This window comes from Paracoccus laeviglucosivorans (assembly GCF_900182695.1).
In the GTDB taxonomy this organism is placed as follows: Bacteria; Pseudomonadota; Alphaproteobacteria; order Rhodobacterales; family Rhodobacteraceae; genus Paracoccus; species Paracoccus laeviglucosivorans.
In genome coordinates, this window is record NZ_FXTK01000035.1 from 1 (window position 1) to 15923 (window position 15923).

General features: G+C 55.4%; 14 protein-coding genes and 1 pseudogene. 6 read left to right on the plus strand and 9 right to left on the minus strand.

Going from position 1 to position 15923, the window contains the following annotated elements; genetic code table 11:
- Positions 1 to 521 precede the first annotated feature (521 nt).
- Positions 522 to 1904 (plus strand): alpha,alpha-trehalose-phosphate synthase (UDP-forming), encoded by a 1383-nt coding sequence (locus tag FN835_RS19695; protein WP_142664948.1) that lies wholly within the window; start codon positions 522 to 524, stop codon positions 1902 to 1904.
- 634 nt (positions 1905 to 2538) lie between these two features.
- Here the strand turns inward: FN835_RS19695 and FN835_RS19700 are convergent.
- Together FN835_RS19700 and FN835_RS21810 are read right to left on the minus strand one after the other, a co-directional pair.
- Positions 2539 to 2994 carry a response regulator gene (locus tag FN835_RS19700; protein WP_142664949.1) on the minus strand — a complete coding sequence of 152 codons (456 nt, stop codon included), beginning with the start codon at positions 2992 to 2994 and terminating at the stop codon, positions 2539 to 2541.
- Positions 2991 to 4094 carry a PAS domain-containing protein gene (locus FN835_RS21810; RefSeq protein ID WP_142664950.1) on the minus strand — a complete coding sequence of 368 codons (1104 nt, stop codon included), beginning with the start codon at positions 4092 to 4094 and terminating at the stop codon, positions 2991 to 2993. Before FN835_RS21810 ends, FN835_RS19700 begins: the two co-directional genes overlap by 4 nt.
- A 256-nt stretch (positions 4095 to 4350) precedes the next feature.
- On the opposite strand from FN835_RS21810, the gene FN835_RS19710 reads away from it, so the two are divergent.
- Positions 4351 to 5373 (plus strand): sensor histidine kinase, encoded by a 1023-nt coding sequence (locus FN835_RS19710; protein ID WP_246098824.1) that lies wholly within the window; start codon positions 4351 to 4353, stop codon positions 5371 to 5373.
- 123 nt (positions 5374 to 5496) lie between these two features.
- Here the strand turns inward: FN835_RS19710 and FN835_RS19715 are convergent, their stop codons facing one another.
- Complete coding sequence (locus FN835_RS19715; protein WP_142664952.1) at positions 5497 to 5760, minus strand: hypothetical protein; 264 nt, start codon at positions 5758 to 5760, stop codon at positions 5497 to 5499.
- Between the two features lie 356 nt (positions 5761 to 6116).
- Here FN835_RS19715 and FN835_RS19720 point away from each other — a divergent pair, with 356 nt between their 5' ends.
- Entirely contained in the window at positions 6117 to 6611 is a 495-nt protein-coding gene (locus FN835_RS19720) for a hypothetical protein (RefSeq protein ID WP_142664953.1), read from the plus strand.
- Between the two features lie 147 nt (positions 6612 to 6758).
- Here the strand turns inward: FN835_RS19720 and FN835_RS19725 are convergent, their stop codons facing one another.
- From FN835_RS19725 to FN835_RS19735, 3 genes are all read right to left on the minus strand, one after another.
- Positions 6759 to 7022 carry a helix-turn-helix domain-containing protein gene (locus FN835_RS19725; protein ID WP_185958762.1) on the minus strand — a complete coding sequence of 88 codons (264 nt, stop codon included), beginning with the start codon at positions 7020 to 7022 and terminating at the stop codon, positions 6759 to 6761.
- Between the two features lie 260 nt (positions 7023 to 7282).
- The gene (locus FN835_RS19730; protein WP_142664955.1) at positions 7283 to 9649 is read right to left on the minus strand and encodes an AI-2E family transporter; all 2367 of its coding nucleotides are present in this window, start codon (positions 9647 to 9649) and stop codon (positions 7283 to 7285) included.
- A gap of 315 nt (positions 9650 to 9964) precedes the next feature.
- Positions 9965 to 10711, minus strand: coding sequence for an IS110 family RNA-guided transposase (locus tag FN835_RS19735; RefSeq protein WP_185958763.1), 747 nt, complete (start codon positions 10709 to 10711; stop codon positions 9965 to 9967).
- Positions 10712 to 10829: 118 nt separating this feature from the next.
- Between FN835_RS19735 and FN835_RS21705 the strand changes: the two are divergent.
- Positions 10830 to 11045 (plus strand): annotated as a pseudogene (locus tag FN835_RS21705) (IS3 family transposase); the annotation flags it as partial.
- A 423-nt stretch (positions 11046 to 11468) separates the two neighbouring features.
- Here FN835_RS21705 and FN835_RS19740 read toward each other — a convergent pair.
- Positions 11469 to 11759: a hypothetical protein gene (locus FN835_RS19740; protein ID WP_142664957.1), complete on the minus strand. Its 291-nt coding sequence runs from the start codon at positions 11757 to 11759 to the stop codon at positions 11469 to 11471.
- Between the two features lie 1157 nt (positions 11760 to 12916).
- On the opposite strand from FN835_RS19740, the gene FN835_RS19745 reads away from it, so the two are divergent.
- Complete coding sequence (locus FN835_RS19745; RefSeq protein WP_142664958.1) at positions 12917 to 13666, plus strand: Crp/Fnr family transcriptional regulator; 750 nt, start codon at positions 12917 to 12919, stop codon at positions 13664 to 13666.
- A 724-nt stretch (positions 13667 to 14390) separates the two neighbouring features.
- Here the strand turns inward: FN835_RS19745 and FN835_RS21925 are convergent.
- Positions 14391 to 14786: a DUF1428 family protein gene (locus tag FN835_RS21925; RefSeq protein WP_185958764.1), complete on the minus strand. Its 396-nt coding sequence runs from the start codon at positions 14784 to 14786 to the stop codon at positions 14391 to 14393.
- Positions 14787 to 15240: 454 nt separating this feature from the next.
- Here FN835_RS21925 and FN835_RS19760 point away from each other — a divergent pair, with 454 nt between their 5' ends.
- Positions 15241 to 15489, plus strand: a complete 249-nt coding sequence (locus FN835_RS19760) for a hypothetical protein (protein ID WP_142664961.1) — start codon at positions 15241 to 15243, stop codon at positions 15487 to 15489.
- A gap of 155 nt (positions 15490 to 15644) precedes the next feature.
- Here the strand turns inward: FN835_RS19760 and FN835_RS21355 are convergent.
- Positions 15645 to 15923 (minus strand): hypothetical protein (locus FN835_RS21355; RefSeq protein ID WP_185958765.1); only part of this gene is annotated, 279 nt, incomplete at its 5' end.

Here is a 15923-nt window from a genome sequence, read left to right on the forward strand (position 1 = left end):
CGCGGATGGCCTCAAGAGCCACCTTCGCCTTGAACTCTGCAGAATAGCGCTTGCGTTTCGTCATTTCAGATTGGTTCTTCCTCAGGCGCTAAAGCTTAGCCTCTGGTCCGAAATCTTGCGACCACCTCTAACTTCATCAAGCGAGCAGATTGTTATCGGTCGTAGAGAGAAAATCATACGGTGACGCCGAAGCTAACGTACGGGACATTTTAGAAAGAGAAGGAAGCGATGCCAACTTGCCGGACGTTCTCGCAGTTAAATTACGCGCTATGAGCAGCAGTGCCTGTTTTGCCTCAGTGAGAGCTGCCCTAAAAAGGTCGCGCTCTTGTTGCCATCGCGGCCTATCCCTCCCTTGCTCGCTGTCGCTCATATCTCGTCTCCAAAGCCGGATCGAGAAACATTGGATAGTTCGGTATGCTCCCGCAATTGTCGTATCTAGCGACCGATAGACACAAAATCATGGAACAACTCTCCGCTCGGAATGTTTCTGCCGCGTACAAACCTATTAGCGCGAGGGACAGATGGCGGGGCGGCTCATCATCATCTCAAATCGAATTCCGACCAACGAGCACTTGTCCGGCGGATTGGTCGTCGCCCTACATGATGCACTTGCCTGCACGGACGCTGTCTGGATCGGAGCGCATCCCGATCCCGGAGACAACATCGAGGAGCTAGAAGAGCTGATCGGCTCAAAGTATCAAAAGTTTGCCTTCCGACTGACTGAAGAAGAAATTCAAAATTATTATCTCGGATACGCCAATTCTGTCATCTGGCCACTTTGCCATCGTCGCGGCGATCTTGTCGACATGAGATCAGAATATCAATCGGCTTATCTTAAAGTTAATGCCCGGATTGCGAGACTAGTAGCCACACAACTTGAGCCTGACGATATCATTTGGGCACATGACTATCACTTCTTACCCTTGGCGGCGGGAATGCGCGAACTTGGCGTCAAGAACCGCATCGGTTTCTTTCTGCATATACCGTTTCCAGCGCTTGGGGACCTTTCGGTGCTCTCAAAGCCAGAGACCTTCGCTGCCGATCTGGCGCAATTCGACCTTATCGGCCTGCAGACCAGAAGCGATGTTGCCCGTTGTCTAGAAATGTTTCGAGCGGACCCGCGCGCAGAATTCTTGCCCGACGGTAGCGTGAAGTTCAATGATCGCGTGACGTCGGTACGCTCATTCCCAATTGGCATCGATACTGCTGGTTTCGCGTCTGAGGCCTGTCATGCAGGGTTGCCAGTATTCGGAAGAGAAACTCCGGAAGAATATATTATTGGGGTAGATCGCTTAGATTATTCCAAAGGCTTACCAAACCGATTTCGGGCCTTTTCGAAGTATCTCGAAACCAGACCACTAGGGCGCAAGCCTTGTCTTGTCCAGATTGCGCCGCCGACACGACAACAGGTGCGGGCGTATCAGGATATCACTCGAGAGCTCGAAGAAATCGCCGGACATGTCAACGGAACATTTGCCGAGTTGGACTGGACCCCGGTGCGCTACATCCACCGCTCTGTTCCTCGGGCTCGTCTCGCAAGACTATACCGCCAGGCCAAAGCCTGTCTCGTCACCTCACTGGCGGATGGGATGAACCTTGTGGCCAAAGAGTACATCGCCGCGCAGAACCCGGATGACCCGGGGGTGCTGATACTATCGCGCTTTGCTGGCGTTGCGGAGGATATGACCGAGGCGCTTTTGATAAATCCTTATGATATCGAAGATATTGCGAAAGCAATTGCGATTGCGATGGACATGCCCCTTTCAGAGCGAAAAGAAAGGCATGCGGCATCTTTGCGCATCGTGGAGGCAACAGACGTGTCGACATGGTCCAAAAACTTTTTGCGCGTACTAAAAGAACGCCCTATTAGCGTAGACTTTTCACGATACTTCGCGGATGTCTGAATGGGGGATACGCAGTCAGAATTTTGCCGCGGTCGAAGCTCTCGCTCAGAGGTCAGATCTCCTACTAAAAACGTGTTCCTCGACGAACTGCTAGCGGCCCCGGAAACCGCAGGCAATGCTGACATATCCAAGAGGCCTACCTTAATCTCCATCGGGCTCTGCAACGCCGGTGACGGCAATAGCGCAATGGACGATCGGACGATCGGACGATCGGACGATCGGACGATCGGACGATTGTGCCACTAACCATTTGCCAGGCAACCACCGCATCATAAATTATTTGCCACTCGATCAGATAAGAGGTGACGCCGAGAGCGACAACCTTTTGCGCTCTGCTTTAGGTCAGGAAGCTCATCTCGGCGCTCATAGCTGCTAATTGGCACGTCCCCGAGTCATCCAAGGATCAGATTTGACGCTAGGTCTGGCTGTCGTTGCAGCAGGGCGACCAAGGTAAGCGTAACAGGCTGGCGCAGATCAAACAACGCAGTTGTCTGTCCAAGGGGGTATCCAAGCAGCTCGGCGTCAGCACGCTATGCTTGGAGACGCTAACTAGCGGAAGCAGTGCCGGGCGACAGAAAGAAGCATTTCGAGATCCATTGGCTGAAGTCCCCAGTCGCCGCATCTTTCCGGCCCGTTAGTTTGCTCCCCAACTGGCTGCAAACGCTTTGGACGCCACGAAGCTCCCTGGCTGCGGCGACACTGGTGGCGGGTCGCAAATGCCCTCCTTGAGATATTGCATCGCCGACACAAAACCCGCCGATGAGAACGGTTTTGCGATCACGCCGTGAGCACCGCCAAAATCCTCCGGGATTTCGCTTGGGTTCGCGGTAACAAATACGATGATGGCGCCCGGCCAGCGCATTTGAATGTGGTCACTCACGTCAAAGCCCGAGCTGCCTCGGGCAAGATGCAGATCCACAAGCGCTACATTCAGCTCTTGTTCTTGCGACATTGCCTGGACCTCGTCCAAGGTGGCGGCTGTGCCGATGACCTGATGTCCGGCGTCGGCGATCATCATTTCGATATCCATGGAGATAAGCGGCTCGTCCTCAACCACCAGGAACTTCAGCGGACCAGCGCAGCGTTTCATGTAACCTCTGACTTGATTGTAAGATCAGCGCGGGTTCCGGAAGCATCCGTCTGCCACGTGACCTGTGTGCCCGCCTGTTTCGACAGGCGCTCGATAATAATACCGCCCAAGCCCGCCGCAGGCTGATCGCGGCGCGTTGATCCCATACCGTTATCGGCAATGGAGAGGAGGACGCGGCTTTCCTCAGCGCGGGCAAAAATGCTGATATGTCCTTCGTCGCCCACCGCAAAAGCGTGGCGCACGCAATTTGTCAGTATCTCGTTCACAATCAGACCCAGAACGGCGGCCTGTCCCGCCGGGATCTCGGCGCGTCTTACATCTGTAACCAGACCGATATCCCGGTCTGTGACTGCCCGGACCAGATCGCCCGCCAGATTTACAGCATAGGCACCGATATCGAAACGGGTGACATCGTCAGATTGATAAAGCCGCCGGTGCACGGTGGCCAGCGCATCGATTCGAGACATCATGGCCCGCATCTGATGCGCGGAATCCTCATCGCTGACTTCACGAAGCTGAAGCCGGAGAATAGATCCAATCATCGTCATATTGTTTTTTACGCGATGATCGACTTCATGAAGTAGCAGTTTCTGGGCGTCCAATGCCGATTGCAAATCCGCCGTCCGCTTCTCGACCTGTTGCTCGACATGCCGTTTCTGCCTTGCGATGCGAGACTGGGCGTCTATGCGCGCAGTTACGTCAAGCTGAGAGGCAAAAAAGAACTGGATGTCGCCGGTGTCGTCTCGCACGGGACTCAGGTAAAGCGCGTTCCAGAATGCTGAGCCATCCTTGCGATAGTTCAACAAATCAATTTCAATATCGCCCCCGTCAGCTATCGCGGTCCGAATGGCATTAATCGCATCAGGATCGGTCTCCGCACCTTGCAGCAAGCGACAATTCCGGCCCAAGATCTCCTCCCGGTCGTAGCCTGTCAGCTTCTGGAATGCCTCGTTGGCAAAGACGATCGGATTATCGGGCAACTTTGGATCCGTGATGATCATGGGCATGCGCGTTGCACGGACGGCTGCCGCAAACGGATCGCCCCTGCCCTGCTCATGGTGCAGCGCGTCCGTCAGATGCCAATCCTTTCGCTCGTCCAATGCCTGCCTCCAACCGCCCGGGCACTTGATATGCTCTTCTCAGGCAACGCGGTAAGCTGGGAGGCGTTCCAGTTACGTTATTTTAACGCATGCGTCAGGCTCCGGTCCTTGCCAGGGCCGGACGGCGTTGATTTAACTTGATCCAGTTACTCAATAGGTTGTGACCTTCCGAGGTCTTGGCTAGGTCAGGGTCTGAGAAGGTAAGAGCAGGAACGTCGTGGACCACCCATTTGCATTTCTCGACAGGACAGTGCCGATGGCGCGACGCGTCGCCGAGTTCGACTGGTCAGCCACCGCGCTCGGACCCATCGAGACCTGGCCTGCCACGCTGAAAACAGCAGTGGCGCTGGTGATGGATTCGGGCTTCGCCAAATGCCTCTGCTGGGGTGAGGAGCATATCACCATCTACAACGATGCCTTTGAGCCGATCCTTGGCAACAAGGGCGACTGCCTTGGCCTACCGTTCTCGGTTATCTGGCAAGAGGCATGGCCCTCGATCGGGCCCATCGCCGCCAAGGCATTGGCTGGGAAGGGCACGTTCATTAAGGACTACGCTTTAACCGTGCGTCGAAGCGACGAAGGTCTGGAGGATGCCTTCTTCACCTTTGCTTACAGCCCGATCAAGGATGAGACCGGAAAGGTGTGCGGGTTTGTCGATACCGTCATGGAAACCACCGAGCGCGTGAGGTTCGAGCGCCGTGCCGCCGTTAGCAATCGCGAGCTGGTGCATCGGCTGAAAAATTCTTACGCGCTGGTATCGGCCGTCGTGCGGCAGACGGCGCGCCGCGCAACGTCGGTCCAGGAACTGAGCGACAAACTCGTAGACCGGCTCATCGATATGGGCCAGGCACAGGACATCCTGTCACTCCGAAATGCCGGCAAGGCATCGATTGCAGAGATCGTAGATCGTCTCCGCACGCGGCTCGTCGATAAATCGCATCAGTTTACTGCCTCAGGCCCGGAGGTTTCGCTCAGTGATGAGCAGACATTCGCACTGACATTGTCGCTGTTCGAGCTCGCAACCAATGCCGTGAAATACGGTGCATTGTCATGCGATGAAGGCCACATCACCATCACGTGGGAGCTGAGGGACGCGAATGGCGGCGCCATATTGACGTTGCACTGGAGCGAAAGCGGCGGGCCTCCAGTCAGCCCACCGCGCCATCGCGGCTTTGGCAGCTTTCTCATCAGACAACTCCTTGCCGCAGAATTTGGCGGGCAGGTCGAGCTGGAATATCTCCCTTCGGGCGTGGTGTGCGAACTGACCGCGCCAGTTTGAACTCGCGGGATCCTTGACTGGGCTCTGCCGAACCACCTTGCAGGATTATGCCAACATCATTCAATCCGTCCTCTGCGCCGTCCAGCACAAATGACGCATAAGAAATTCAGCTGGAATTTTATGTCAGCTTCCAGCTGGTGATATGCGCCGCAGTGTGATGTCAAATGTATCGTCAGTCTGCATACCCGGGGAAGATTGCGTCGGGTGCGCACCTTCAAGCACGACACGTTCTCGCCGGCCGTCAATCTCGATTTCCCCTTCGTGTGGGCCTTCGGTCTGCTCGAGAGAGACGTTTGCAGCCGTTCGAAACAAAGCATAGTCGCCACCTGATTCAGTGTGGCCTCGGATCGGATCCTGCGCCGTCAGAGTCAGCGTTGCGGGTTTCATGGGTTTCTCCTCGCCTATATCCAAGCCAACGTTTGAAATCCGGGATTGATCCAATCCGGTCGGGGCTGCTGATCTCGGGGCTACATGCCTCAGGCCAATCCGTCATGATCCCTCTAACGAACCCTACCCGCAAGATATCGTTTCGCCTCCGGCGCCACTGGGCGGTGGGGCAAAATTGCGGCACCATGCTGTCAAGAATCGGGCGTGAAGCGGGCCAGGTTATGGAGGTCGGAGTGTGCCGAACTGAGGCTGGCAAGAAAGCTTCGCCTCTTCACGGTTTTGGCAGGTAGAGAAATACGGTTTTCCTGCTAAAACTCAATTCATGCATATGCATTTTTACCGATTATCAGGTTCTCATGAAAGCTGACACAACATACGAGAAGGCCTTTGCCTTTGCACCCGACCGCGCTCAACGCGCCTTGGCGGATCTTAACCGCCGGTTGCAACGCCGAGGGAAGCCGGGTGTTTCTCCTCAGGACGGTACTTGGTTTTATGACTACTCTTTCGGGATCGGAGGGGATGCTACGGAGGGTGAGCGTATCTGGGCAGCGTTGGCCGTCGAAGCGCAAGGTCTGACCGGATATGCGCCGCTCGCTGCAACCGGCCAACCCCTTCCAGACGATAAGATTCCTTCCGAAATCACGTCAGCCCGTCGACCGCCGCCGGTGTCACGAGACAGCACAGATCATATTGCGGCCGTGCCCTATCGTCAGATGGATGGCCAGATCGCGACCTTGCTGGTGCTGGCAGGATACAGTTTCAAGAAGACGAGGTTCGTTGTTGATGGGTCGAAGGTCAGCCGCAGCCGGACACCGGCGCCTTGCTCTATCGGAAAGCCAGCGGGGCGGTGATCTACGCAGGCCGCCTGCAGGGCGACGGCCAGAAACGATTTTGTGCCACGCCGGAGGGCGGCACCTTTACTTATCAGAACAAACGCATGACCCGCATGACTACGGCTGAGATTGTAGGATTGTTCGATCTCAAGTCGGTGGACGCGCTCAAATAATGCTGAGATCGCGCGCCGCAATGATGGCTTCGGCAGTGGTCCTCGAACCGAGCCCTTCGCGAGCGGATTTGAGTCGCATCCGTAAGGCGCTTTCGGTGATGCCCAGTTCATGCGCGGCCACGGCCTGAGACTTGCCCGCCGCGACCAGGCGCAGGGCCTGGCGACTGCGCGGCGAAATATGCCGGTTCGGCTGATCGTGTAGCTGTGTCACCGTCGAACCGGCAATGGTGTCGCGCACAAAGAAGAAGGCCAGCATAACTTGACTCAGCCCTAACGCATTTCGCATGATCTCAAGGTCGGTCAATACTCTGCGAAACTCAGCTTAGCGAAACACCGCTATGATCGCGGTGTGGTAAATGGGATCTTTCCTTATTATGCCCCCTCAGCCCGCAGGCGAGAAAAAGCTACTGCCACATCCCCTAAACGTGGGAGTGATTACCGTCATGGTTCCTGCCACCTAGAAGGTAATCTACATCGCAAGCTGTCTTATAGGAGGCCGGTGAAACGGACTGCGTTTTATTCTGGAACTAGCTGCGCAGTCGTCGAGCTGCTCTCTTCGCCATTCTGGTCCGGATTTTCCTCCCCTCGATTAACGACCTTGCCAGTAATTAGCGAAGATACTTCGGCAGCGAGCCTGCTTAACAGTTCGCGCTCCTCATTTGTGAATTCTCGGGCAGACGTGTTGAGCAAACACAATGCCCCAAAAACATGACCTGTTTCTGTGCCGATGGGAGCACCGGCATAAAAACGCGCTTTCCAAGAATTGATCGTTGGGTGATCTGAAAAGCGAGGATCGCGATGCGTATCACGAACCACTAGGAGTTCACCTATCTCTACGACATGATCGCATATGGCGTCTCGACGAGAAATTTTGATAGTCGCCCCATCGCTCGAAATTGCGCGATCTTCCACGCCTGCACTTTGACCAACGATGAATTCGTCATCATCTGTGATGGCAGAAATCACCGCGAAATCGACGTCGAAAACTTCTGCGGCGCGAGCTGCATAGCTGTCGAGCTGTTCTCTCAAGGCTCCAGTCAGTAGATCGGTTTCTCGTAATGCCGCAATCCGTGCATCATCGTCCGGAGGTCGGTTCGCGAGTTGTCGTTGTTTGCCGATCCAAGGATAGAGCAGGGTTTCAATCCGGTGTGTGGCTTCGCCGAGTGACGTAACAACATGATCTGCACCACATTCGCGGGCCAGTTGAGCCACATCCGCAGATTCTTGCAGATGCCAGAATCCGAGCACTATCTTGATCATCGGCCATCTATCCTTTAGACGCTGGCAAAACGCGCGGGCATTGCGCTCGGGGCTTTCGCTCAAATAGGCGATGCAAACCACATCTACGCCAGTAAGATCGAGCTTATCGAGATAATGGGGTGTGAGAACGCCAGCGGCACGGGTTTCTGCGGCTATCTCCGACATCTCTAGGCAGTGCACGAGCATCTTTGCCGACACATTGTCGACTTCCCATTTCCCACCAATGCATGCGACAAAGGGGGTCTTACGCAAGGTGATTGGTCCCGGGAACTCTTCTCGCAAGTCATCAAGTAATAGACCCATACCATTCACGATACGTAGCCGATGCTCGGGGCGTGCGCTGCTCAGGTAGTTCGCCGAGGCGCGTTTCAAGACGGCAAGCCCCTCCGTATCGTAGAACTCGACGAGCGAACTGCCTTCTACAGTTTCATTTGCAAGCTCGATGGCATCTTCAACATCATCTGCGATCAACCTTTGGTAAATTCTCGTGCCCGTATCCAACGCAGGTGTAGAGCCGAGAAGTGTCTCCAGAATCTGCAGCTGTGGTACATTGCGGCCAAGGACCAGCAGGCAAACTGTCAGTGGGGTCGACAATATAAGTCCCACTGGACCCCACATGGCCGTCCAGAAGGTGGCAGCTGCGATCAGCGAAAGCGCCGATAGTCCGGTGCTGGTGCCGTAGAGGATTGGCTCGACGATATTGCTGCTGATCAACTCCAAAACCACGATCAAGGTCACGGTGAGCAACACCATATTCCAGCCGTCATCAACGGCGAATGCCAAGGTCAAGGGAAAAACGGCGGAGAGTATTGGACCGACATACGGCACGAAGCGCATAAGAGCCGCAAGTGTTCCCCAAAGGACGAAGCCAGGCACTCCAATCAGCCATAGTCCGAGAGCCATGGGTATCGCATAAGTGACATTCACGATCACCTGCATGATGAGATAGCGCGAAATCCGCCGTCCAGCTTCTTCCATAGCGTCTGTCGACCGATGCAAGTTTCCGCCAAGAATACGGAGTAATCTGTCGCGCAAATCGCCCTGATCGAGCAAAGCCAAAAACACAAAAACAAACACAATCCCGAGCGTTGCCAATGGCGTTAGGACTGGCACCAAGAATGCGATAGCGGTCTTGATCGGTGTCGTGTTGTCCGGGATGATCTCAACAGAAAGAGGTGCATCTTGATCTGTCTCATTTGAGACCGCCTCCCCGACTTCCTTTCTCACAGTGTCGATGGTGCGCAGAACTCCGTCAAACATGCCGGGCTTGTGCAAGCTATCTGCCAGTCCGTCGATTTTGTTGCGGATCGTGCTTTGATATGTCGGGAGTTCCTGACTTAGCGTTCCGACCTGCGAGATGATGAGAAGACCAAGGCTGGCGAGGATGATCAGCAGCAGCGCCATCACGGCGCTGACGGCCACCGGACGCGGGACGTGCCGTCGCACCAGCAATCGAACCAACGGGCTGAGTGCAAAGCTGATCAGAAAAGCTATGGCAAGTGGGATGAGCACATCTCGTCCGGCATAGAGCAGGCCCAGAACAACGGCGATCGACACTAAAATGGCCGCGAGGGTGCGCGCATCTGCCGTGGCTGAAATCCCCTCTCCGAACCGCTCGCGCATTTTTAGCTCCAAGGTTACGGGTCAAGCCCCGGTCAAACGCGCCTGAACCAAGCTCGTTCCGGCGGTCGTGAGCAAAACGTGGAAATGGGAACTCCGATTCCGGGATGTCTCAATGAGATTGCATACATGCACTTCTGGCGCTTTCAGTGATGCTTAGTTCATGCACGGCCATGGCCTGGAGACCTTCCCGGCCCAACCAAGCGAAAGACTTTGCGACTGCGCGGCGAGACATGCCGGCCCGACTTATCATCCAGCCGTATCACCGCCGAGCGTATCCAATGCAGTGAACCGCACCGGGTTTGTCGGCAACTGTATTCAAGCTGGTTGAACCTCCCTGAAGCAGGTTCCGGCGGCGATCATGTTATTCAGCACGCTGAGCAGCTTTCTAGCCGTCGCTGTCAAGGCGGCTTTCACCGGCTTTCCTGCGTCCTGGAGCTTCTGCCTGAACGATCGGAACATTGCGGTGTGCCGTGACGCATGTAGCGCTGCGAGATAGAGGACGGTTCTGACGGAGGGTCTCCCGCCGCCGATGACCCTTTTTCCGCAGCGCTGTCCGCTATCCCGGGCAATCGGTGCCAAGCCGGCGAGTGCCGCGATCTTTCGGCGGTCAGTTGTGCCGATCTCCGGCAACTCGGCCATGAGAGTGGCTGCGACGATTGTGCCGACACCGGGCACTGACTGCAGCTGACGATTTGCTTCGGCCAGTTCGGGCGAGGATTGAATTATCTCTGCGATCCTCGCCTCGACCTTTTCGATCCGCCGCTGCAGGAGCGAGATTAAGCTCTTGATGTCCGAGTGGGCATCGTGGTCTGTCGTTTGCTGAACTCTGGTCACCTCCTGCTTTCGCATCTCAACCAATTGACGACGCCGGGTAATCTGGGCCAGCAGCGCCTGCCGCGTCGGTGAGCCGGGCGGAGTCTGCGGTGGTTGCAGCCTCTGACCGAACGCTGCGAGCATTCGGGCATCGACACGGTCGGTCTTGCCTATCACTCCCATAGCCCGCCCAAAATCGCGGGCTTGACGGGGATTAACCCGACTGAAGCGTAACCGCCCGGTTGTCACCGCCTGCCTGACCTTGGGCGGACCAGTTATGAGACGTGCATAACGACGTCGTTAGAGACGTCTCTTATGCGGGGTGCAGGATGCGTGGCGATGTCCTTGGGTTGGAGCGGCGGCGGCGGTGGCGCTGGCCGAGATGATCAACGGCCTCTTCAAAGCCGAGGTCATCCATCGCCGTGGCCCCTGGCGCAGTTTCAAAGCTGTGGAATACGCTTCTCTGGAATGGGTCGACTAGTTCAACAACCGTCGCCTGCTGGAGCCGATCGGGAACATCCCGCCAGCAGAAGCCGAGGCAAACCTCTACGCGGCGCTGGAAACAGAAACGATGGCCGCGTAACTAACGAAAGTCAGCCTCCGGCAAACCCGGTGCAGTTCAGTTTCGACTATACAATGGTACCGGCCGGGCTGCGACCATAGTGGCCAGAGCCTTTTATGAGAGAGATCAATTGAATAACTGTCTGTCAAAATCCAACCGTGACCATCATAACATTTCACGTAAATCGGAGCTGACGGCGAGAGCCATGTCTCCAAGCTCAGCTCAGCTCTGCGAGCTCAAGCGCAACGTCAAGATCTCTTTCGAGCTGGGCAATATGTGCACCCATAGGAAAACGCGTTAACTCAATGCGTATCCGACTTAATTGCGCGTTTAGATCTGCGTCGCTCAGACCTTGCTCAGCGCAATGTGAACTGTTCCCAAAAACAAAATTCAAACAAGCAGCCTCTTGGCAGTGACATTGGAACAGCAGGATAAATTAACACGCTATGCATGGAGTAAATCAATACCGCCAATCCTACGACAATAATTTTTTCCATCACGCGCGATAGAACTAACATTGTTCAGATAAGCCATTGCTGAAAGAGCCATTTCTCTCGATACGTTACCAAAGAAATTATCGGTTTCAGCGTCTATGATTTCACCTAAGCTAGCACGTATATGGAAATGTGATATCTCCAAATTTCTGGATATATGCATCGCGACGACACGCCCAAGTGTGAACGCAATCATATCCGGGCTATCGAGATAAGTTTTTTCGTGTATCCGTCGTGCCATCCTCAGCTCCCTCGAGATCCGTCAGTCGCCAGGCTTTCCGACCAAAAGACTATGTAAAATGCATGAATTCTAACACCTACAGCGTTATGCAGGCCGACGACCTTTCGCAATCTATCCTTTTATACAACGAAGCCAGTGATCCTGCGCTCCGCAGACCCGGTGAATTCTGATGAGGCTAGCAATAATTTACGAAAAAGTATTGGAATACAGCCAGTAGTTTTACGAATTTTAACTCAATCTCCCTAAGGATGTAATTTATGCAAAGTCTTAGAAAATTCGGAACTCATCGAGCGCACATGAGTTTATTGACGCTGCGAAAGTTAAAGTTGTGCTTTAGGTTGTATTACACCGCGGCGGTTCGTGTGTTATCGAGTGATTTGGACAGTGGCATGTGGCATGGTGCGGAGATTCGGTTGGGCCGAAGAAGCGAGAGAGATTTGCGTAGCCAAGGCATCACGACCGCCTTCGCGGATGCGGGGGCGGAGCCACTTAAGCTTCGTGTCAGCGAGGCTTGCTTAAGACATCCGTGATGTGACATATTGCTGTGCGATGGCTTTCGTGGGCCTCGTCCCGCCGGACTACGGATAGGGCTCTCCATAGCCTTGTAAACCCCGCCGCCGCCAGTACCCGCGAAAGCTGTTGCAGAGTCCAATATAGCGGGACTATCCTACCGCCTCCGCTCACCTTCTGTGATGGCCTGAACCAACTGGCAATTCAGTCTCGCGAGCGCTACGAATCGACGTGGTTCATCGTTAGCAGTCAGTCCTCACCGCAGGCGAGCAGCTCAAACTGGACCAACTTTGGCTTGGAATACAAAGACACTGTCAGACGACAGATCCTTGCGCAGCTCCTTTTTTCGCCATTGCGGTCAAGCTGTCATGATCGGTGCGGAGGTCCATCGGCTTTGTCGCCACCATGATCAGAACCCGGCCCGAAGGTCGGTGTCTCGGGCCGCTCTGGCAAATCAGAAGACGTGGCACACTGCGTTCCCGCAATCCCGTCGCGGCCGGCGTGATTTCGCGGGGCAACGACTGCGCGTCATACCGATTTGACGATTTGTATTTTTGCGCCGAACTGGTCTCTGATACAAATGGGCTGTCCATTCACCTGATACTCAAGTACGGTCATTCTGTCCTAGCCAGCCATACGGTCAGCAAATGCGTCTTTTACCTTGGCTGACTGCAGCGCTCATTAGAGAAGGCGCTAACACCGCTCTTGCGAATAAATTGCGCGAGATTCCGACCGATACGCGGAAGCTTCAAACTGGCTCGAACGTGTTCGACGAGCACCCCGCCAGCAAACATATCGCGATGGTGGTTTCGGGGATAGCGGCGCGGATAAGCCAATTCCATGATGCCCCCTTTGTCGCCAGCCTTTACACAACAGGCATGGTCTTCAATTTCGAGGCGTTCCACTTTGACGGAGAAGCTTCGCCTGTTGTAACGAAAACTGTGTCGATCATCGAGTACGTTGAGGTTTTGCGCCTTCGGGCCATGATGCCTAACTCGCACTTTCTTGATCGCACGCTGTTGCGCGGAATGATGCTCGAGACTTGCATGACGGAAAGTTGGGCGATCAAAGCCAAGTCACTTCGCGCAACCAGCCGAGTTGCCAATTTGGTCTGCGAGCTGGCTTGGAGGGAGCGCTGTAGTCTGGGGTCTAGCCCAGCGTTCCATTTTCCTTTGGCACAAAAGGAGGTCGCCAGAATGCTAGGTTATTCCCCTGTGCACTTGAGCCGCGCTATCCAAGAGCTGCGGGATCGGCGTCTTGTACGCTGGGAAGAGGATTGGGTTAAAGTACTTGATGCGGATGCATTGGTTAAGCTCGGGCAGTTTTCTCCAGCGTACCTCGAATCCGCTTTGCGCTTCGCGATACACCCGGCCACACATGTGCTCGCTGCGGAATGAGGCGGCGATCCAGCCCTCGCGTTACTTCCAGCAGAGGGCTGAACTGATGCGGTGGATGCCCCACTCGCAGCATCAGCTCGGAGCACTACCTCTAACTTGGCGTCTCTGAATAATTCTGAACAACTTCAGCTGGATAGACTATGGATCCGACGCTCTTTTCCCTTCCATGCCGGGCTTGGGCAACGCGCAACCCAAGGCGCGATTTGGAGCTGCGCGAAGTCTTGGCGGGCGTAGCTATGCAATGCCCAATCTTTCAGGACCTCTTCCGGTTCGCGCGTCGTGCGATAGGTTAATCGTCTGTCGATCCAAACAGCCGTCTCCGCCTCGGCTAGGGTAAGGATCGCAGTTTCCATGCCGCGCCTGACTGCGGCGTTGAGGTCGATTTTATCCTCAAAAGTTATCGATATTCTCAACATGTTGGCTCCAGAGCATAGCTGTCGCAATCGCCGTTAGGAGGAACTTCCCGCTTTCGACCGGCGACCGTAGATTCGTTGACAATCGACGTTCAGGCCGATGAGCTGAAGCTGCTTCCCACGTGACTTCCTGGCTTGACTGTGCGTGCCTCTCATGCACCATCTTGCCGAGCGTCGGCCGGAGTCACTGACCAAACAGCCAAGTTCACTTTGCCCCAAAACCTTGTACAAGTATAGGTGTAATGAGTTGATGGTTCTGCAAGCTAGGTGGGAATAACTCCTGCCAAGTATACACTTGCGCCAAGACCGTTTCATGCCCGCGGCAGTTGATCCGTCAGGTCCTGAAATCCGGCCGTGATAAGACGCGCACCGTCGAAGATCTGGGCAGCGCCTGCTGGGGGCCGCGCTCGCGCATCCTTTAGCACAGCTGCCAATCCTGTGTCTCTCGTGGACTTATCAGGCCATTCTGTCCAGGCCAAGATAAGGACTTCGCCGAACTCGAGCCTCACGGCGCTGGCAAACTCTCTGACGTGGAAGCCAGACATTACCACAGGGGTATCATTTGCGGTCGTCGTGTCCATCACAGCATCGACGACCCGGTGGGCGCCATGGTCTCTGAACACTTGCGCCACTGCTTCTGCTGCACGCCGGTAGTCAGCCAGCTTCTCCATCCTGACCGGGATAAGGTAACAATCGAAATACGCCACGCACGCTCCCAAAAACTAGGGCTTCTCACCACGAAACAGTCTGCGTGATGATAGATAAATATACATTTATATCAGTCAACTACCCATTTTTCTTGTCGCGAGGAGTTAACAAGTCCCCTCTCTGGTTGGCAGGGCAGACCGAAAGACGCACGATGTGCCAATCACGCTTCCTCTGCAGGTTGCAAGCCGCTCCGACGTTGCAATCCTGCGGCGGATAATTGACAGCGGGAAACGCGCCATGCAAGCTTATTATTTTACCACATACAGTCGATTGCGTCCTGACCCCCGGGATGTGCACCGTCAACACAGGCTGCAATAACCCCAAAATACGACCGAGATCTGAATTCTCACGATGCTGCGCCCTGATGCATACGAGGTCTTGCCTTCTCTAGGCGCCAATTTCTTAGGAACAGAAGTGACGCTCTGTTGTTCGTCCATCCGATCAGGGGGTGAGATGAAACAAATCAAAGTTGTGAACACGCAAAGCTGGGCACGGTTGCGATGCGAGGATCAGAACGCGTTGTCTGAAGCGCGGCGGGCGCTGAGGGAGTTGCTCAAGCCGCTGCAGGAACAAGCGTCCCTTTGCTTACAACCGCCGCAGCAACGCCGGGGCACCAGCAGCGGCGTGATTTATACCGATCTGGATGCGCTCCCGGTAGCAGCCGAACTGCGTCGGGATCTCATCCGGAAAGGTGACAACTGAACCCGCCCTTCGGTTCGATTAGAGTGACGGCGCGACGTGTGCGATCATGGCGAAGCTGGTCAAGCCCACGATGAACTGCGGCCGGAGCAGGCCGGCAACCTGCACAGACAGACAGTGTCCGTGTCTGGCGCGGGCTCCGGCCTCCGTGCAATGTCTTAGCGCTCGCGGTCCTTGTCCCGACCACGTGGATGATCACCATCTCGATCCGCCGTCCGATCCCGCTCTTCCCGCAGCCGCAGTTTCGCCTCCTGCACTTGGCGCAGCGACATGCCCATGGTCTCATGGCGCTCGGCGGCGGCGGTGATGGCCTGCGCCACAGCCCGGCGCCGATCACGGTCCGGGATATCGACCGCCAGCGCGCGATCATCGCCCCTGGCCAGCCGGACCATCAGGTCCGCGCCGTAGCGGTCCTTCAGATCGCGGGCGAAGCGTCC